Here is an 18,370-nt window from a genome sequence, read left to right as displayed (position 1 = left end):
CATGAAGTTGCCACGCTTCGGCTCAACCCCCGAATTTTACGGTTTTCAGATCAAAGTGTAGAAAAAGCGTAGAAAAACAACCAGCGAAATAACCTTAAGATACTTTAGTTTCCTGGCATTTATAAAAACATAAACCACAGCGAACCCTACCATTGACATTGATTAAAACTGAATAACGCAAAACAGACAGAGCTGATATCTGTCTGCACCATCAATGCATTGGAGGGATGGACATGGCAACTGACTACTCTCACCTTCTGGCTGAATACCCGGAAAAGATATGTCACGACCAATTTTACAGAATTTGCAGAATAAGCAAACGAAAAGCCACATGGCTTTTAGAGAACGGGTATATCCCCTGCGAGGATACAGGGAAAAAGACCCGTAGGTTCAAAATCCGGATAACGGATGTGGTAGAATACCTTACCCGCTTAGAAGATTCTCCGGAGTCCCTGCTGACACCTCCCGGAATTTTTTCAAGCGGAATAAAATATAGACCCAAGCGTCGGGCAGAGGTTCAAATAGATGCGGGTAAATTCATGGAGATGCTAAAGAAAAAGTGGAGCAGCTTTCCGGATGCCCTTACCGTGGGCGATGTCATAAAAATGACGGGCTACAGCCAAACCGCAGTATCACAATGGATATCCAAAGAGAAATTATTCGGAGTGTGGTACTACAACAAATACTTGATACCAAAGGACTGCCTGATAGAATACATGGCAACCAAAGCTCACCGCATCACTCAGAAATCAAAGAAGCATATGGACTTGATACAACAGTACCAAGTTGGACAGACACCGACTGAATGTCGAAAAACCTCATAATCAATTATCCAGTTAAAGAGCCGGAGAATCGGAGTGCAGAATGCGCTTCAATTCCCCGGCTTTTTTTGTTTTTCAGAAGGGAGGAAATCATGTTAGTGCATTACAAGAAAAATAAAAAACCAGCTTGTTATGATTCGGATTCCATCATAACAACAGGCAGAATACCGCCTGACGAGCGGCCCCACGGCCCGTTCAAGAGCTGTGGCAACTGCCCATATCCCTCGCATGGATTTATCTGTTACGGCTCCGAGGGTGACTGCCTAAGAACAGATATGCAGAGGATTCACAGTAGAAATAAGCAGAAAAAGGAGGAACTCACATGAGACATCAGCAAGAATTTCTGAAATTTATAAAAGAACAGTATCCGCCCGGCACCCGCATTCGGTTAACAGAAATGCAAGACCCCTATGCGCCTGTGCCGTCAGGTATGGAGGGAACAATTAACTTTATTGACGATGCAGGCCAGTTCCACATGAAATGGGATAACGGCCGATCCCTCGCTCTCATCCCAGGCGTAGATAAATTTTCGGTTATCCCACAGCCCCTCCAAACGCTAAAGCTGTATATGCCTCTGGCTGTGATGCAGTATGAACGCGATGAATGGGGCTCTTTGGAGGAATACCCCTCGGAACTCGACCAGGGAACGATACTTTCCTATCACGACCGAATCCTTGCCGCCATCCTCAAGGAGCGGATGCCGGAGGAAACGGAACGAGGACTCATGGAATATTATCACGGGGATGACAGCGTAAGTCAGAAAGTGAAGTCCCTCTTTTTCACAGTGGAGCAAGTTGGGAACAAGCTGATGGGTGTGGCTGAATGCCGGGTACAAGGGGATTTGAATGATGCGGAGCTGGAGCAGCTCAAAGATTATGCTTCTGGTCAGGCATCAGATGGTTTCGGTGAGGGCTTCGAGCAGCATCCGATTAAGATTGGCAGCGATGAACTATATGTCAGCCTTTGGACGGCGTCAAGGGACTGGAGCATAACGACAAAGGATGAATTAGAGGCTATGAGCCAGCAAATGGGAGGAATGCATCTTGGATAAACAATCAAGGAATAGGCTTCCCGAACAGTGCCTGTTCATGAATGCGAATGGCGAAATTATGCGCATTGAATATGGGAAGCCAGGATTCAGCCGCTCCGAACTCAACACGGAGAATAGAAAGGCAAACCAGGTAATTGTCAACAGCTACAATGAGAAGCACGGCATTACAGCCGAACAGGTCGATACCATGCATCAAGGGGCGCTGTTTGGCTGGAATGTTCCCCAGCTTTCCCAACAAGAGCATTCCGGCATGGAAGGCGGCCGTATTTTTGAAGTGGAAATTAGCCGCCCCGGTTCATTTGGTGCGGAGACTTCCTCCACTCTCAAGCTCCCTGCTACACCATACCAAATATTGGATGCGCTGGACAAGGCCCGCATCACCGATAAACGTGTCATCTATTCTACGAAAATCATAGGCTGCGAGCTGGACTATCTGCCTCAGTTTATCGGCACGAATGCGAACCTATATGAGCTGAATCATCTGACCGAGCGTTTGTCCTCATTAAACGAATGGGAGCTGGACTGCTTCGAGGGGATGGTCATGATGGATACCATCCGGACCCAATACTCCCCCATCGCAATAGACCGCCTCATCAACATGACCCACAGCATGAAGGACTGCCATGTCGTCTATGAAGCCCATAACGACAGCACCCTCGGTAAATTTTATGCGGATAACGACTTTGTGCCGGAACTCGAAAATGTGCCGGATGAAATTTACGAATGCCTGGACTTCGGTAAAATTGGCAAAGAGATGCGTGAGGGCGAGGGTGGCGTATTCACTCCACATGGCTATGTGGTCCAAAATGGCGAGATTTCGCAGACCTACCATAGCGGTGATGCCGTCCCCTTGGAAAAACCGGATTATACCGTGCTTCTCCGTATCACCAAAGGGTATTTTAACGATCCGCAATATGATAACAATCTGGTTGCTTTCCTGAAGCTCCCCGCGGATGATGAGATGCTCTCTCAAGCCGTTGAAGCGGTGAAAGCAGCATCACCGGAGGAATGTGTATTCTCCGCTGCGGACTGCATGATACCCTCCCTTACTGAAAAAATCGAAGATTCCCTATATGAATCGGAGGGCGACAGATACGGCTTGGTCAATGAATTGGCACAGCAGCTCCGCCACATCAAAGAGGAAAATGGTGTCCTGACCTACAAAGCGATGCTGGAAACAACCCCTGCGGATATTTCGTTAGAGGATGCGCTTGATCTTGCTTTTCTGACGGGGGAATTTGAGATTCTGTCCGAAACTGCTTCTCCCGCCGATTACGCTGAAAAGGAAGTTCAGAGGATGATGTCATTTGAAAGCGACGATGGCTTGGAGCAATTCTGCAACTTGGAAGGATACGGGCGGTATCTCATGGAGAAATACGGCATTGCCGAAACCCCTTATGGACTGCTTGAACAACAAAATGGTCGGACGGTGGAGCAATGCCTTAACCGTCCAAGCCAGAGCCACGGCATGGAAATGAAATAGCAGAATCTTTGTCTGCATTTGGTATAGCTATTTTCATAAATCTGTGGCATGGTGTTGTGCTTGAAGGAGGTGAGCGGAATGGAGCAATGGAAAGACTCCCTGCAAACTGCTCTGGATGATCGGCTCAATGCGGCATTTGCAGAGCTGGCGGAATCCAACGCCGATGTCCGAGATGCTATGAAACAGCAACTGGAGGCATCAATACTGTTAAAGGATCATCCCAAATACGATGATGAGCTGAAACAGATCGCAGACTCATACTTTGAAGCCATGCAGCTTTTATTAGGCGAATACAGTCAGCATATGTACATCCAGGGCGCCAAGGACTGTGTGACAGTTTTAAGGGAGCTTGGCGTAATCAAGTAGCACAGGCAATGATGTCTGTGCTTTTTTAGACCCCCAATATAGAAACAAGGCCGTTTCCCCGACAGGAGGCGGCCCTGTTTTTTTATGCCCTTTTTGCCTTGACTTCCTTTCCGGGGAAACAACCGGAAAGGAGGCAATGATGCTCAAGGAGCAGCTTGCGGAGTATCTGCATCGTTATCATCACGGCGCCGAAAATGCCGTCACAAGCAAAATGATGGAATACGCATTCCACGTTTCAGGTAAGGAACTGCGTGACCTTGTCAATGCCCTGCGCCGTGAGGGTATCCCCATTGCCAGTGATCAAAGCGGCTATTTCTACGCAAAGACCGAGGCTGAAGTGCGCCTGACCATCCGGCACATGAAAAGCCGTATCAGCGGAATCAGCGCCGCCATCACCGGACTCAAGCGTTCCCTCACGGCGTTTGACGATACGCAGATACGCCTGCCGCTGGAGGGAGGTGATGACTCCTGAACAGCTTTATGTCTTGGATCGGTGGCAAGAAATCCCTGCGTGAGCTGATCGTCACCCTTTTTCCCCTCTACTATGAAAGATACATCGAGGTATTCGGCGGGGGCGGCTGGATTCTTTTTCATAAGTTCCCCGGCAATGACTTTGAGGTGTACAACGATTTTAATGGGTTATTGGTCAATCTTTACCGCTGTGTGCGGGATAAGCCAGAGGAACTCATGGACGCACTGCGTTATGTTCTCAATGCCCGTGCAGATTTTGACCATGTCAAAAATACCCTTGCCCGTGACAGCCCTGCCTCGGATGTGCAGAAAGCCGCTTGGTTTTATCAGCTCATCCGCTACAGCTACGCATCGGGGCTGACGAGCTACGGCAGCCAGCCACATGATATTCGGTCCAATTTTCCGCTGATTGAGCAGGCCCACAGGCGGCTTGCCAAAGTGGTCGTTGAAAACAAGGACTTTGAGAAGCTGATTGGGCAGTATGACCGCCCCGTTAGTTTCTTCTACTGTGACCCGCCGTACTTTGAAACAGAGAACTACTACAAAAACGTAGGCGAGGATGGCTTTACAGAAAAAGACCATATCCGCCTGCGGGATGCACTGCTGCGGATTGAGGGCAAATTCCTGCTGTCCTACAATGACTGCGAATTTATCCGGGAGCTATATGATACACCGGGCATTCAAATCGACTCCTATACCCGAATCAACAACATCAAGCAAAGGTATGACAATGGGGCGCAGTTCCCTGAAATCCTCATTGCCAACTACGATATGCGAGAACGGACGAGGGAGGCTCCTTCACAGCTCAACTTATTTGATGACGGAGGGATTGAACTCTGACCGGAAGCAGAAAACAAAATTCGCCCCATATCAAGGGGCAAACATTTTAAGGAGGAACAGACCATGAAAAATCATCAGAAGAAAACCGAGCAGACCCTGCAAATCCCTCTTGTTATTCAGCAGCGGTGCGGGTTTACCGATGCCGAAACCCTTGCAGTGATGGCTGCCGATGGTGTATGCGTTATCCACAAGGGTAAGATGACGGCGCTGGAGCTTATCCGTGTTATCACCGCACTCAGTGAACTGGCAAGCGATATGACGATCCATCTCGCCAAAGCCTGCGGCCTCTGCAATAACTGCGGCGATGAAAATCCTGAAGCTGGTACGGAATGCGGCTGTGGCAACAACCCCGCCGAGTGGGTGGCTAACTGCTCCCTCTGCCATGATCTGCTGGACGAGAGCCAGAGCATCCATATTCCCGACTATCTGCTGGAGGAAGCGGGTATTCCCGAGGGTGCCAAGCTGGAAGCCTATACCGATGGGGACAGCGGTGAAATCACGGTGGTGGAGGCGGACATCCAGCAGGACATCAACGATGTGCCTCCCTGCATTCTTTCAATGCTGGCGCAGAGCGGCATCTGCCTTGCGGCATTGGATGAACTGATTATGCAGGAAAGCATCATCTATGGCAAATAACCCGTATTCGCTCTCCAAAACACCGCTTGGGAGGTGAGAATATGCCGGGGATTTCCCTGAAAAACGGCCTCATTTCTTATTACGGAAACCCGGCCGGTTATACAGAAAAAGAAAATGCAGTTGTGGACAACATCTTTCAGAGCAATGAGCTGTCTGCTTGGCTGAAAAGCCGTTCCCTAACACCGCAGTGGACGGATGGCGTGATGGAGCGGCTTCTTGCCGGGGAACGGCTGGGTGGTATCGAAACTGCTGCTCCGCTGAAAAATGTTCGCATCTGGCAGCTCAAGCCCGACGTGGATATCCACATGAAATTTATTTCCTATGAGGAAATGGTGCGGAAGTTCGGAGAACCGTCTCCCGGAAATTACCGTATCGCCTATGACGGCCAGCTTGATACCAATGATCCAGAAACTATCTACGAGCGGTACAGCATACGGCAGCCTCCCGGCTTTTTAGGGAATCCACTCTCCATGTCAGACATCATTGAGCTATACAACGCTGCCGGAAGCGAGTTCTACTATGCGGACCGTAAGGTATTCCGGCAGATCGAATTTGAATCACCCGAACCCATCCAAACCATGGACATGAGTATGTAGGCAGCCTTGGGCTGTCTTTTCTTATGCCCGCCATCAATAGAACGGAGGAAAACCATATGATTTATGTTATCAAAAAAGTAAAGGCTGCGGTTTCTCATAAGCTGACGGCGGCAAAGGACACCGCCGCCAGACTTGCATTCCGCGGCAGGCGCATTCTCTCAGAGAGTGCCGGGGAGGGCTACATCGACACGGCCATTAAAATCCTGCTGGCCGTTGTCATTGGCGCCCTGCTCCTTGCAGGGCTCTACGCACTGTTTGGCGAAACCGTGCTGCCGACTCTGACTCAGCGTATCAAGGAGATGTTCAACTACGCCGGTTAAGAGTACCGGCAATTTTAAGAAGGAGGAAAAACCATGCCTAAGAATACAACACCGGCTGTCCCCAAGTACGATGTGAAAATCCATTCCATCCGCCCGGAGGGAAGCTGCAAGGCCACCGCCTCGGTTAACATCTACAGTGATTTTGCCGTGCGGGGCATCAAGATCATGGACGGCTCCAAGGGGCTGTTTGTCTCCATGCCCAGCTATAAAGCCGGAAACGGTGAGTACAAGGATATCTGCTTCCCTTGCACCAAAGAAGCCAAAGCAGAATTTGACAAGGCGGTCATCGGTGCCTACCAGCAGGCGCTCACCCAAGGGCAGACCGCCGTACAGAAACAGGAATCTCCCGAACCCCAGCAGGAGCAAAGCCAGCCTGTCATGGGTGGGATGTAGGAGGTAGACGATGAAGGAGAAAATGAAAAGACCTCTCAGCATCCTCCTCGTGGTCTGCATGGTTGTTGCCCTGCTTGCGGGCAGCGCCTATGCGGTAAACCGATATTTTGAGGATGCCAAAGGCCATTGGGCGGAGGAAGCCATCCAAATCCTCACGGATAAGGGCGTCATCAGCGGCTATCCCGATGGTCTCGCACATCCCGACGCAATCATTACAAGAGGCGAGTTTGCCGCCCTGATTGCCAGGACTATGGAACTGCCGGAACCGGATGAAAGTGAAGTCACCATTCGCTTTACTGACATTGCCGGACACTGGTCGGAGCAGTATGTAGAGTCGCTCATCATTGCAGGAATTATCCAAAAGGACGATTTCGGGACGAAGTTCCTGCCGAATGATCCAATCACCCGCATGGAGATGATCCGAATGCTGGTGAGGGCTATCGGCAAGGGCGACCATGATGTATCCTGCCCCTGTGTCACCGGGTTTTCCGATGACGATGGACTCGCTGATGGGGATAAAGCCTGTATCTGTACAGGCAAAAAGTACGGCATTGTGACTGGTTACCCGGACGGTACAGTAAAGCCGGAAGGCAAAGCCACCCGTGCGGAAGCCTTTGAAATGCTGGTGGATACGGAGAAAGCAAAGGAACAGATCAAAAAAGAAGAACCTCCGAAGCCGCCCGTAACACCCAAGCCGGAGGATAAGCCTTCCGGTGGCGGCGGTTCTGGCGGTGGTGGTTCCTCTTATGTTCCCGCTCCGCAGTTCAGCTTCACATTGCCCAAAACCGCCTACACCGCCGATGAAATTGAGATTAAGCCGGAAAGTCGCTATGTGAGCGGTGTGACATGGACAATTCTTAAAAACGGACTGCCCGCCGAGCTTCCCGGGCTGACAGAGGGCGAACTGACCGCTGCAGGCGGCAAGGTGAAATTCACGCATACCGGTAGCATCACCCTCATTGCCACGGCAAAAAACAGCCGGGGCGCCACGGTGACCCATGAGCAGACGGTCAGCATCTATCCGGTGGTGACAGCGGCATTCACACTGCCCGAAACCGCCCATACCGATACCGGCGTGCCGGTGGAGCTTTCCACGGAGAATCTCGGTTCCAATTCGGTGCTGTGGTCCCTCCAAAAAGATGGAACCGCCGCCGATATGGAGAAAGCCGTCACCGGAGAGCTGACCGCTGCTGGCGGCACGGTGCTGTTCAAGGATAAGGGCAGCTATACGCTCACGGCCTCCATCACAGACGAGCTGGGCAAGGTTGTCACCGCACAGAGCAGCATTACCGTCTACCCTGTGGCGGAGGTGAATCTCACCCTGCCGGCAGTTACCCATACCGATAAAACCGCCCAGCTAAAAACAGAAACAAAAGAAACGGATGGGCTCACGCTAACCTACACCCTGACCCGCAACGGAGAATCCGCTGACATCGACACATGGATTGAAGGAGATCCCGACCATGGCAGCATCCGATTCAAGGAAAAAGGTGTCTATGCGCTGACCGCTTCCGTTACCGATGCTACCGGCAGAGTGTTTGCCGGTAGCGCAGGCATCACGGTCTACCCGGTGGGCTCGGCGGGATTCTACTTGCCCGAAGTCTTCCATACCGACAAAGCGGTTGTGGTGGAAGCGGTGTTCGGAGAGATCGGCAGCCATACCGCCAAATGGTCCCTGCTGCATGACGGCAAGGAGGTATCCCTCACCAATGCGGCGGAGGGTACGCTGGGCAACAACGGCGGTGAGCTGAAGTTCCGCTCCAAAGGCAGCTATATCCTGAAAGCGGAGTTCACCGATGATGGCGGCAGGAGCTACCGCTATGAGCAGGGCTTCAAGGTTTATCCCGTGCCCAACCTTACCTACGGCCTGCCAAAACACGCCCATACCGACACCGATATCGTGGTCAAAACCGAAGCCAACCATCTGGACGGTCTCGCCGTTGAGTGGCTGGTGGATAACACATTCGGTTTCCAAGATTGGTCGACTTATGTGGACGGAAAGCTCTCGAATGACGGAGGTACCATCCGCTTCAAAAGAGCGGGCATCTATGAGCTGGTAGCGAGAATCACCGATGATACCGGCCGTGTCTTTCTGTACGAAAGCAAGGACAGGTGCGAGGTGCTTCCCGTACTGACTATCGGCTTTGAACTTCCTGCCTTTGCCTACACTGATACCGCCATTGACCTCAGAACTCATGGCAATAATAATGTTCTGCCTGTGGAGTGGTCCGTCAGCAAGGACGGCAAGAGCATTCCGCTCTCCGAGGCGTTTGACGGCAGCCTCACCCCCCAGGGCGGCAAGATTACCTTTAAGGGCGGCGGCGAGTATGTTCTTACCGCAGCCATGACCGACTATCTGAAACGCAGTTATTCCCACAGCGAAAACATCCGCATCCTGCCGGTGGTGCAGTATGCTTTCACCATGCCGCAGACTGTTCACTACAGTACGGAGTTTGAGGTTGCCGCAAGGGATGTTCGGCATATCGGCAGCTATGCTGTGGTCTGGACACTGCAAAAGGATGGCAATACCGCACAGTATCAGGGTACCCTGGGCAATGACGGCGGTAGAATTGCCATCCGTGACATCGGCACTTTTACCCTGACCGCTTCCATCACCGACAGCGCAGGACGTGTAATCTCACATGCGGAGAGTATTACGGTAACCAATACGGCGCCGAATGCTCCTGTGGTAGAGGCCGTTCCAACCCGTACAGCCAAGGATGGAAAGTTTCTCGTCAACATCACCGCCAATGCCACAGATCCCGATGGAGATGCGGTGACCTTGGAGTATGCGGACACTGCGGCTGACGGCTACTATGCGCCGGGTACCCACACCATCCGTGTCAGGGCGAAGGATATTGCCGGGGCTTACTCTACCTGGACCGAGAAAACTTTCACCGTGACCAATGCCGCCCCCACTGTTACCCTGACAGCCGAGCCAACCCGCATTGTCAAGGACGGCAAGTTCCTTGTCAATATCAGTGCGACAGCCGCCGATGCGGACGGCGATGCAACCACGCTGGAATGGGACAACAAGGCGGCTGACAACTACTATGCCGCAGGCACGCACACCATCCGCGTCCGTGCCAAAGATATTGCCGGAGCATATTCTCCTTGGGCATCAAAGACTTTCACCATCACCAGCTCCGCACCGACTGTAACTCTGACCGCAACCCCCACTCGAACAGCGAATAACGGCAAATTCCTTGTCAATATCAGCGCAACAGCCGCTGACTCGGACGGCGATGCCACCACTCTGGAGTGGGACAACAAGGCGGCTGACAACTACTATGCCGTTGGCACGCACACCATCCGTGTTCGTGCCAAAGATGCTACCGGGCTGTATTCGGAGTGGGTGTCCAAAACATTCAGCATCGTAAACTCTGCACCGACTGCGCCGGTCATCAGCCGAACTCCAAACGGCAACAGCGTAGCGCCGGGAACGCCGGTCACCATTAAGGCAACCAGCTCTGACCCCGATGGCGATGCTGTCACCCTTGTCTGGGAGGGCCGAAATGCTGAAACACAGACCTATCCCCGTGGAAAGAACGTGGTCCGCGTCAAAGCGGTGGACTCCGCAGGCGCTGAATCGCCTTGGGCTGCCATCGTTTTCTTTGTGGCGGACTCAAACGGCGGTGGTGGGATGGTCTTAACAGGGCCTGACTCCGTTATCATGGAAAACGGGCTCGAAGGCGCCACCATCACAGAATATACCTTTACGGTGCCTCCTGTAAGTGGTCACAGCGGCTCGGACTTCGGCAGAGTGCGTGGATACAACAGGCTGACCAGCCAGTGGGATCAGCTTGACTACGGTACCACCACCAACGGCATCACTTTCACTCGCAGCCTTGGCGCAGGCGTATACACAAGGCTGGAATTCTATTATTACACCAATCACGACTGCATGTATGTGCGTCCGCAAGGACTCTATAGTATCGCTCGTGTGTGAGCATTAGATTAAAGAGAAATCTAATTGGTCAGCCGACTTACCAGTAGCCGAAAGGTCAATGGGAACAAAGCACGTCGGAAAAGCATATTTGTTTTGAAGTCAGAAAGAAGCAAGATATGCAAGACCACAGCGCAATATGGCTAAAGCTATACTGCTTCAATCCCAGTTTCTTCGCTTTAACACGTTGGGCAAACACACTCTGACTTATGTGTTTGAGGATAAATCTATGAAGATATCTGTACATTGTCTTCATACTCTTTGGTTTATCTCGGTGTACGATAAGTACGCAAAAGAAACGAAAAGGAAGCCTAAGTTGCGCCAAAAAGCATTATGGAGTTTAAACGGAGATTGCCTAAGTTAGAATGCCGTCAAAACGGCTATATGTAATGCCTTTATGGTGATAAATCTCAAGGATAAAACCAAGAGAGATGACATTGAATATCTAATATGGCAACGGAGCTTTCATAGTAGTCTGAGCAAGGGAAAGCCTTGTACATGGCGAAGGAAAGCAGATTGTTTTATTGATAAAGAATGGAGGTATGCGAAATGCAGAACGCTAACACGATTTTATCAATGCTAAATCAGAAATCGCAGAATGATGAACACTATGTATTCCAAAGAATATATAGGAATTTGTACAACCGGGAATTTTATGTCAATGCCTATGCCAGAATCCAATCCAAAGAAGGAAATATGACAGAGGGTGTTGATAACCGGACCATTGACGGTTTTAAATATGAAATGATTGATACTCTGATTGAAAAACTAAAAACTGAACAGTATTACCCCAAACCCGTTAGAAGAACCTATATTCCGAAAAAGAATGGTAAGACAAGGCCGCTTGGTATACCGTGCTTTGAGGACAAACTGTTGCAGGAAGTCATTAGGCAACTCCTGGAATCAATCTATGAACCGATTTTTAGTGACAATTCACACGGGTTCAGACCGGACAGAAGCTGTCATACCGCCTTGTGTCAAATAAAAAACACAATGAGAGGTGCAAACTGGGTCATAGAGGGAGACATTACAGGGTGCTTTGATAACATTGACCACACTATCTTACTAAATATTTTATCTCAGAAGATAGAAGATGGCCGATTTATTGAGTTAATCAGACGGTTTTTAAAAGCAGGATACCTCGAATTTAAGCAAATGCACAGGTCTTTGTCAGGCTGTCCCCAGGGTGGAATTATTAGTCCCATTTTATCGAATATCTATCTAAACGAATTTGATAGATATATGGACGAAATCATTAATAAAAATACCAAGGGAAAGAAAAGAAGAAGTAATCCTGAATATCAAAGACTACGCGGCAAAAGATATACGGCAATAAAAAAAGGGAATCTTGAAGAAATCAAAAGATTGACAAAGGAGATACAGAGCATACCGTCATTAGACCCCATGGACAGTAACTTTACGAGGGTAAAGTATGTGCGTTACGCCGATGACTTTGTAATTGAGGTAATTGGAAGTAAAGAAATGGCAGAATCTATTAAGGAAGATGTAGCTACGTTTCTGAAAGAAAAATTAAATCTTGAATTAAATCAAGAGAAAACGTTAATTACGAATCTCGGAAATGAAAAAGCAAACTTTCTAGGCTATGAATTTACGAAAGCGCACTGCAACACCAAAATGGGTAAGGATAAACAGGGGAACAGAAAACGTTCTGTAAATGGTCAGATTCAATTATTAGTGCCACATAAAGTAATCAGTCAAAAAATCAGAGAATTCACTCAATATGGCGAATCGTGTGTTTTTAAGCCAAGACTAAAATTGCCTGTACTTGATATCATTAACGAGTACAACGCAGAAATCAGAGGGCTATACAATTATTATTGTCTGGCAACCAATGTAAGTCAAAGGCTGTACAAATTTAAGTATTATCACTATTTCAGTATGTTGCACACTATTGCAAGAAAAGAAAATATATCTGTAAAAAAGGTCATTAAAAAATATGGAATTGATGTGCCGGTTAAAGATGGCACAGGAACACGCCGGATTGTTGGAGTAAAATACCATACAAAAAAAGGCGAGAAAACAATGACGTACTTTAATGACCGGATTGTGAAAAAAGACTTTCCAGAGGCTAAAGTTTATGACAGCTTTGGATATGATATTTCCTTTAACTCACAGCTAATTACAAGGTTAAATGCAAACAAATGTGAATTGTGTGGAAGTACTGAAAATATTGAAGTTCATCATGTAAGAAAACTTAAGGATATCAAAGACAAGTATAAAAAACGTGGCAGGCATATACCGAATTGGGTTTTAATAATGTCAAAAATGAACAGAAAGACCTTAATCGTATGCAAAGACTGTCACTGGGATATCCATGGCGGAAAATGATTTAGAAACAATTGGAGAGCCGTATACATTGAAAGGTGTACGTACGGTTCGGAGGGGGGCAGACAAAAACCTGCCATAGAAATATGGCGTGGCGTTGGCTGCCTACCCTACAACAAGAGCAACATCACGTATTCCGTAACCTATCATTTCGAGTAAGGAGGAAAATCTATGAAATCTCTCATTTGCAAGCTGAAGAACAAGTCTGCCACAGCCGTAGTCAGAACCCGAAACACCCTTTCCGGAAACCGCGGGGAGGGCTACATTGATACGGCCATTAAAATCCTGCTGGCGGTTGTCATCGGCGCTCTGCTTCTGGCAGGGCTTTATGCCCTGTTTGGGGAAACGGTACTGCCGACCTTGACACAGAGAATCAAGGAAATGTTCAACTATGGAGGCTAATGGCATCGCACAGGCGGCGCTTTTTTCTTCTCTGCTTCTGGCGGCTTCTGTGTGGGACCTCCGCAAACGGATCATCCCGGACAGCATCTGCCTCCTGATTGCACTGGCGGGGCTGATTGATTTCAGCCCCGCCAATTTCTTGGGAGTGCTTGCGGCGCTGCCGCTACTCATTGCCGCCCTATACAAACCGGACAGCATTGGCGGCGGGGATATCAAGCTCACTGCCACCGCGGGCATTGTTTTGGGATTTTGGGGATGCACGGCCGGGTTGACACTCGGTCTGATGGCATCCCTCTTTTTTTATTTCTGGGCCCAAGCCATCAGAAGGCTCCGCAAACTGGAGCCTCAGAAAGCGGCGCAGGCATCCCTGCCGATGGCGCCGTTTTTGTCCCTCGGCTTTCTTGCCATAACCATTCTAAATATCGGAGGAGTTATCTCATGAAAAGAATCCATATCAGCAGAAAAAAGACCATTCTCATCGCCGGTATCGCCGCCGTTTCGCTGGCTGCCGCCCTTATTCCGGGGGCTGTGAAAGCAGCGAAATACCGCAAATACAGCTCCGTCAGCTTCTAAATCACAATGAAATAAAGGAGGAAATCCTATGAGTCTTTTTAAGAATCGCACTGTTGTCGGTGTAATCTGCATCCTTTTGTCCCTGCTTATCTGCTTCGGCGTAACGCCGCTGTTCAACAAGTCCGTCAGCCAGAAAACCGAGATCGTCCGCGTGGTTAAGGAAATCAAAGCAGGCGATGAGATCACAAAGGATACGGTCCAGACCGTGGAGGTAGGTGGCTTCGGTCTGCCCGACAACGTCATCCGCCAGAGCGAAATGGTCATCGGCAAGTATGCCAAATCCGACCTCTCCATCGGTGATTATATCTTGAACACCAAGCTGTCCGACACCCCCGCTGCGGAGAATGCCTATCTTTACAATTTGGACGGCACCAAGCAGGCCATGTCGGTGACCATCAAGAGCTTTGCAAACGGTCTGTCCGGCAAGCTCCAGAGCGGCGATATAGTGTCGGTCATTGCCGCCGACCACAAAAAACAGGGCTCCACCGTCATCCCCGCCGAGCTGAAATATGTGGAGGTCATCAGCGTGACTGCCTCCTCCGGCTATGACGCCAACACCGGTGAGGCCAAATCCGAGAAGGATGAGCGTGAGCTGCCCTCCACCGTAACCCTGCTGGTATCTCCCGAACAGAGCAAAGTGTTGGCGGAGCTGGAGGCTGACGGCAAGCTCCACCTCGCCCTCGTTTACCGTGGCACGCCTGCCAACACCGCAAAGTTTACAGAGGCGCAGGACAAAGTCATTGCCGCTCTGTATCCTGTGGAGGTGCCACAGGACAGCTCATCTGAACCCAAGTCTCAGGAATCGGAGGAAAGCACTGCATCCGAAACACCCGCGGAAAGCGAGGTGCAGTGATGCTGAATTTCAAGAAAAAGAGCATCTTCACCCGCCAGTCCGCCAGGGAAGATGCCCCACCGGAGCAGGAGCCTCAGAGCGGCATTCTTGCCGTTTGGGGCTCTCCCGGCAGCGGAAAGACGGTCACCGCCGTGAAGATTGCAAAGCATCTTGCGGACCGGAAGAAAAACGTGGTACTTCTGCTCTGTGATATGACCGCACCCATGCTGCCCTGTGTCTGCCCTCCCTCCGATCTGGAGAGTGAGCATTCGCTGGGCAGTATCCTTGCCGCTACCCATGTGACCGAAGCCCTCATCAAGCACAATCTGGTGACCCTCAAGAAAAACAGCCACCTGACCATCCTCGGCATGAAAAAGGGTGAGAACGAGTACACCTATCCGCCCTATGAGCAGCTACAGGCACAGGAGCTGATGGACGGACTACGGGAAATCGCCCCATTCGTTGTGGTGGACTGCGGCAGCTATATCGCCAACGACATTCTCTCCGCCGTGGCGCTCATGGAGGCAGACAGCGTCCTGCGCCTTGCCAATGCAGACCTCAAGTCTGTGAGTTATCTCTCCAGCCAGCTCCCTCTGCTTCGGGATTCCAAATGGGATGCTGATAAACAATACAAGGTTGCCAGCAACGTAAAGCCCCAGCAGGCCAGGGAGCAGATCGGTCAGGCGCTGGGTTCGGTAGCCTTTACCATCATCCATTCTCAGGAGCTGGAGGAACAGTACCTTGCAGGAAATCTGCTGGCTGATTTGTCCCTAAAAGACAGCCGCTTGTTCCGCAGGGAGATTGAAAAAATTGCAAAGGAGGTGTTCGGATGTTAGGGAAAAAGAGAAATACCCCGGCATTTGCCAAGGGAAAAAATAAGGCACAGGCCGAACAGGAGCAGAAAAAACAGACACAAAACCAACCATCCACACCCCCGGCGACGGCTCCCGCTTTGAGCAACACCATGGATCAGGAGTCTACGGTGAACCGCACTGTGGATTTTTCAGGGGTAAACCGCACCCATACGCTGTTCTTCACACCTGAAGCAGAGGGTAAGGATTTCTCATCAGTCCTTGCCGATGTGCAGGAGTACATCTCCGAACATTACAGCACCCTCATCACTGCGGGCGGCGAGGATGCCAAGGCACAGCTCAAACGCTACATCACAAAGTACGTTCAGGACCGTCGCGTATCGGTAAACGGCATGAGCGGCGGCAAGCTGGCGGATGCTCTCTACACCGAAATGGCGGAGTTCGGATTTCTGACGAAATATATCTTCGGCACCGGAATCGAGGAAATCGACATCAACTCGTGGCGGGACATTGAAGTGCAATATTCGGACGGCCGCACGGTCAAGCTGGAGGAACGCTTTGAGAGCCCCCAGCACGCTGTCAATGTAATCCGCAGGATGCTCCACATCAGCGGCATGGTCTTGGACAACGCCAGCCCCATCGTGCTGGGGCATCTTTCTAAAAACATCCGAATTGCCGTTCTCAAAAGTCCCATCGTGGATGAAGATGTGGGCGTCGCCGCCTCCATCCGTATCGTCAACCCGCAGAGCATGAAGAAAGACGATTTTGTCAAAAGCGGTACGGCGACCGACCCCATGCTGGACTTTTTATCCCTCTGTATCCGCTACGGCATATCGGTCTGCGTGGCGGGCGCCACCAGCTCCGGCAAAACCACCGTGGCGGGCTGGGTGCTGACAACCGTCCCCGACAATAAGAGAATCTATACCATTGAAAACGGTTCCCGTGAGCTGGCATTGGTTCGGGAAAAGGACGGTAAGGTGATCAATTCGGTCATCCATACCCTGACCCGCGACAGCGACAATGACCGCCAGCGCATCGATCAAACCAACCTCCTGGACTATGCGCTCCGTTTTAATCCGGATATTATCGTAGTGGGCGAAATGAGAGGCGCCGAGGCCAATGCCGCCCAGGAAGCCGCCCGAACCGGAGTTGCGGTGCTGACCACCATCCACTCCAATTCCTGCGAGGCTACCTATCGCCGCATGGTGTCCCTGTGCAAACGTGCGGTGGATATGTCCGACCAGACCCTTATGGACTATGTCACCGAAGCCTACCCCATTGTGGTGTTCTGCAAGCAGCTTGAAAATAAGCAGCGCCGCATGATGGAGATTCAGGAGTGCGAGATCCTCCCGGACGGCACAAGAAACTACCGTCCATTGTTCCAGTATATCATTACCGAAAACCGCATGGAGGACGGCAAATTCATCATCGAGGGACACCACGAACAGATCAATGCCATCTCGGAGAGCCTTGCCAAGCGGCTGCTGGAAAATGGTATGCCCCAGGCGGTCATCGAGAGCTTGCGGGGAAAGGAGGCGCAAAGCGCATGACAACGGTACTCTTAATCGCCTGCATCGGAATGATAGCAGGCTCTTTTATTTTACTCGGCCTTACTCCGATAGAGTTCACCACGGCAGTGTTCGGAAAGCTCACCGACAGGCCCAAGTCTCTCCGCGACGAAGTGGGTGAATTCACCCGCAGGAAAAAGCAGTCCTATCTGCGCCGGGAAATTGCCGAGGTGCAGTCTATTCTCAAGGTAACAGGCAGGACGGCACGCTTTCCCATGCTCTGTGCCCTGTCTCTGCTGTGCTTTGCCGTGGGCGCATCCATCGCCATCATGCTCTCGAACTTTTTCCTTGTTCCTGTGATGGCGGTAGGCTGTATGTTCCTGCCTTTCTGGTGGGTAAAGCTCACAGCCAGCCACTTCAAGCGGGATATTGCGGCGGAGCTGGAAACAGCGCTCAGTATCATCACCACAGCCTACCTCAGAAACGAGGACATCCTGACGGCAGTAGACGAAAATCTGCCGTATCTTAACCCTCCCGTGCTATCGGTTTTCAAAGGGTTTGTGTCCCGTGTCAGGTTGGTTGACCCCGATGTGACGGCAGCGCTCCATGACCTGAAAGACCGCATCGACAACGCTGTATATGTCGAATGGTGTGATGCCCTCATTGCCTGCCAGCACGACCGCAGCCTCAAGACCACCTTGACCCCTATCGTCAGCAAGCTGTCCGATATGCGGGTGGTTAACGGTGAGCTGGAAAACATGGTGTTTGAGCCGAGAAAGGAATTCATCATCATGCAGGTTCTCGTCGTCGGCAATATCCCGCTCATGTATTTTTTGAACAAGGATTGGTACCACACGCTGATGCACACACCGCTGGGGCAGATTATTCTGACCATTTGCGCCGCCGTGATTTTCGTTTCTACGGCGTTTGTCATCAAGCTCACGCAGCCCATCGAATATCGAAGATAGGAGGAC

The 18,370-nt window shown here is 50.7% G+C and carries 19 protein-coding genes; all 19 read left to right on the top strand.

Annotated features, from left to right (window positions below; genetic code table 11):
• Positions 1 to 233: 233 nt before the first annotated feature.
• The 19 genes from SGLY_RS00415 (at position 234) to SGLY_RS00325 (ending at position 18,364) form a co-directional block, all read left to right on the top strand.
• Entirely contained in the window at positions 234 to 824 is a 591-nt protein-coding gene (locus SGLY_RS00415; protein WP_013623327.1) for a helix-turn-helix domain-containing protein, read from the top strand.
• A 319-nt stretch (positions 825 to 1,143) separates the two neighbouring features.
• Positions 1,144 to 1,872, top strand: coding sequence for a DUF4314 domain-containing protein (locus tag SGLY_RS00405; RefSeq protein WP_013623325.1), 729 nt, complete (start codon positions 1,144 to 1,146; stop codon positions 1,870 to 1,872).
• Positions 1,865 to 3,355, top strand: a complete 1,491-nt coding sequence (locus SGLY_RS00400) for an antirestriction protein ArdA (protein ID WP_013623324.1) — start codon at positions 1,865 to 1,867, stop codon at positions 3,353 to 3,355. Before SGLY_RS00405 ends, SGLY_RS00400 begins: the two co-directional genes overlap by 8 nt.
• Positions 3,356 to 3,433: 78 nt before the next feature.
• Positions 3,434 to 3,721 (top strand): hypothetical protein, encoded by a 288-nt coding sequence (locus SGLY_RS00395; protein WP_013623323.1) that lies wholly within the window; start codon positions 3,434 to 3,436, stop codon positions 3,719 to 3,721.
• A 139-nt stretch (positions 3,722 to 3,860) separates the two neighbouring features.
• Entirely contained in the window at positions 3,861 to 4,193 is a 333-nt protein-coding gene (locus SGLY_RS00390; RefSeq protein ID WP_013623322.1) for a hypothetical protein, read from the top strand.
• A gap of 8 nt (positions 4,194 to 4,201) precedes the next feature.
• Complete coding sequence (locus SGLY_RS00385) at positions 4,202 to 5,032, top strand: DNA adenine methylase (protein WP_013623321.1); 831 nt, start codon at positions 4,202 to 4,204, stop codon at positions 5,030 to 5,032.
• Between the two features lie 63 nt (positions 5,033 to 5,095).
• Positions 5,096 to 5,668: a hypothetical protein gene (locus SGLY_RS00380; protein WP_013623320.1), complete on the top strand. Its 573-nt coding sequence runs from the start codon at positions 5,096 to 5,098 to the stop codon at positions 5,666 to 5,668.
• Between the two features lie 41 nt (positions 5,669 to 5,709).
• Positions 5,710 to 6,264, top strand: a complete 555-nt coding sequence (locus SGLY_RS00375; protein ID WP_013623319.1) for a YodL domain-containing protein — start codon at positions 5,710 to 5,712, stop codon at positions 6,262 to 6,264.
• A gap of 23 nt (positions 6,265 to 6,287) precedes the next feature.
• Positions 6,288 to 6,584: a DUF6133 family protein gene (locus SGLY_RS00370; protein WP_227020152.1), complete on the top strand. Its 297-nt coding sequence runs from the start codon at positions 6,288 to 6,290 to the stop codon at positions 6,582 to 6,584.
• Between the two features lie 33 nt (positions 6,585 to 6,617).
• Positions 6,618 to 6,977 carry a SpoVG family protein gene (locus SGLY_RS00365; protein WP_013623317.1) on the top strand — a complete coding sequence of 120 codons (360 nt, stop codon included), beginning with the start codon at positions 6,618 to 6,620 and terminating at the stop codon, positions 6,975 to 6,977.
• A 10-nt stretch (positions 6,978 to 6,987) separates the two neighbouring features.
• Entirely contained in the window at positions 6,988 to 10,926 is a 3,939-nt protein-coding gene (locus SGLY_RS00360; protein ID WP_013623316.1) for an S-layer homology domain-containing protein, read from the top strand.
• A gap of 546 nt (positions 10,927 to 11,472) precedes the next feature.
• Positions 11,473 to 13,272 carry a group II intron reverse transcriptase/maturase gene (gene ltrA / locus SGLY_RS00355; RefSeq protein WP_013623315.1) on the top strand — a complete coding sequence of 600 codons (1,800 nt, stop codon included), beginning with the start codon at positions 11,473 to 11,475 and terminating at the stop codon, positions 13,270 to 13,272.
• A gap of 168 nt (positions 13,273 to 13,440) precedes the next feature.
• The gene (locus SGLY_RS00350; RefSeq protein WP_013623314.1) at positions 13,441 to 13,671 is read left to right on the top strand and encodes a DUF6133 family protein; all 231 of its coding nucleotides are present in this window, start codon (positions 13,441 to 13,443) and stop codon (positions 13,669 to 13,671) included.
• Positions 13,661 to 14,113, top strand: a complete 453-nt coding sequence (locus SGLY_RS00345; RefSeq protein ID WP_013623313.1) for a prepilin peptidase — start codon at positions 13,661 to 13,663, stop codon at positions 14,111 to 14,113. Before SGLY_RS00350 ends, SGLY_RS00345 begins: the two co-directional genes overlap by 11 nt.
• The gene (locus tag SGLY_RS18480; protein ID WP_013623312.1) at positions 14,110 to 14,244 is read left to right on the top strand and encodes a hypothetical protein; all 135 of its coding nucleotides are present in this window, start codon (positions 14,110 to 14,112) and stop codon (positions 14,242 to 14,244) included. The genes SGLY_RS00345 and SGLY_RS18480 overlap by 4 nt, the downstream gene beginning before the upstream one ends.
• Positions 14,245 to 14,272: 28 nt before the next feature.
• Positions 14,273 to 15,097: a Flp pilus assembly protein CpaB gene (cpaB, locus tag SGLY_RS00340; RefSeq protein WP_013623311.1), complete on the top strand. Its 825-nt coding sequence runs from the start codon at positions 14,273 to 14,275 to the stop codon at positions 15,095 to 15,097.
• Positions 15,097 to 15,912 (top strand): CpaE/TadZ family protein, encoded by an 816-nt coding sequence (locus SGLY_RS00335; RefSeq protein ID WP_013623310.1) that lies wholly within the window; start codon positions 15,097 to 15,099, stop codon positions 15,910 to 15,912. Before cpaB ends, SGLY_RS00335 begins: the two co-directional genes overlap by 1 nt.
• Entirely contained in the window at positions 15,906 to 17,438 is a 1,533-nt protein-coding gene (locus SGLY_RS00330) for a type II/IV secretion system ATPase subunit (protein WP_013623309.1), read from the top strand. Before SGLY_RS00335 ends, SGLY_RS00330 begins: the two co-directional genes overlap by 7 nt.
• Positions 17,435 to 18,364: a type II secretion system F family protein gene (locus tag SGLY_RS00325; protein ID WP_013623308.1), complete on the top strand. Its 930-nt coding sequence runs from the start codon at positions 17,435 to 17,437 to the stop codon at positions 18,362 to 18,364. Before SGLY_RS00330 ends, SGLY_RS00325 begins: the two co-directional genes overlap by 4 nt.
• The last annotated feature ends 6 nt before the right edge of the window (positions 18,365 to 18,370 follow it).

Source organism: Syntrophobotulus glycolicus DSM 8271 (assembly GCF_000190635.1).
Classification (GTDB): domain Bacteria; phylum Bacillota; class Desulfitobacteriia; order Desulfitobacteriales; family Syntrophobotulaceae; genus Syntrophobotulus; species Syntrophobotulus glycolicus.
This window is presented reverse-complemented; position numbering and strand designations above follow the sequence as displayed.

Coding starts and splice junctions, on each gene's coding strand:
- SGLY_RS00415 (WP_013623327.1), top strand. CDS start 234: ATGGCAACTGACTACTCTCACCTTCTGGCTGAATACCCGGAAAAGATA.
- SGLY_RS00405 (WP_013623325.1), top strand. CDS start 1,144: ATGAGACATCAGCAAGAATTTCTGAAATTTATAAAAGAACAGTATCCG.
- SGLY_RS00395 (WP_013623323.1), top strand. CDS start 3,434: ATGGAGCAATGGAAAGACTCCCTGCAAACTGCTCTGGATGATCGGCTC.
- SGLY_RS00390 (WP_013623322.1), top strand. CDS start 3,861: ATGCTCAAGGAGCAGCTTGCGGAGTATCTGCATCGTTATCATCACGGC.
- SGLY_RS00385 (WP_013623321.1), top strand. CDS start 4,202: ATGTCTTGGATCGGTGGCAAGAAATCCCTGCGTGAGCTGATCGTCACC.
- SGLY_RS00380 (WP_013623320.1), top strand. CDS start 5,096: ATGAAAAATCATCAGAAGAAAACCGAGCAGACCCTGCAAATCCCTCTT.
- SGLY_RS00375 (WP_013623319.1), top strand. CDS start 5,710: ATGCCGGGGATTTCCCTGAAAAACGGCCTCATTTCTTATTACGGAAAC.
- SGLY_RS00370 (WP_227020152.1), top strand. CDS start 6,288: ATGCCCGCCATCAATAGAACGGAGGAAAACCATATGATTTATGTTATC.
- SGLY_RS00365 (WP_013623317.1), top strand. CDS start 6,618: ATGCCTAAGAATACAACACCGGCTGTCCCCAAGTACGATGTGAAAATC.
- SGLY_RS00360 (WP_013623316.1), top strand. CDS start 6,988: ATGAAGGAGAAAATGAAAAGACCTCTCAGCATCCTCCTCGTGGTCTGC.
- ltrA (WP_013623315.1), top strand. CDS start 11,473: ATGCAGAACGCTAACACGATTTTATCAATGCTAAATCAGAAATCGCAG.
- SGLY_RS00350 (WP_013623314.1), top strand. CDS start 13,441: ATGAAATCTCTCATTTGCAAGCTGAAGAACAAGTCTGCCACAGCCGTA.
- SGLY_RS00345 (WP_013623313.1), top strand. CDS start 13,661: ATGGAGGCTAATGGCATCGCACAGGCGGCGCTTTTTTCTTCTCTGCTT.
- SGLY_RS18480 (WP_013623312.1), top strand. CDS start 14,110: ATGAAAAGAATCCATATCAGCAGAAAAAAGACCATTCTCATCGCCGGT.
- cpaB (WP_013623311.1), top strand. CDS start 14,273: ATGAGTCTTTTTAAGAATCGCACTGTTGTCGGTGTAATCTGCATCCTT.
- SGLY_RS00335 (WP_013623310.1), top strand. CDS start 15,097: ATGCTGAATTTCAAGAAAAAGAGCATCTTCACCCGCCAGTCCGCCAGG.
- SGLY_RS00330 (WP_013623309.1), top strand. CDS start 15,906: ATGTTAGGGAAAAAGAGAAATACCCCGGCATTTGCCAAGGGAAAAAAT.
- SGLY_RS00325 (WP_013623308.1), top strand. CDS start 17,435: ATGACAACGGTACTCTTAATCGCCTGCATCGGAATGATAGCAGGCTCT.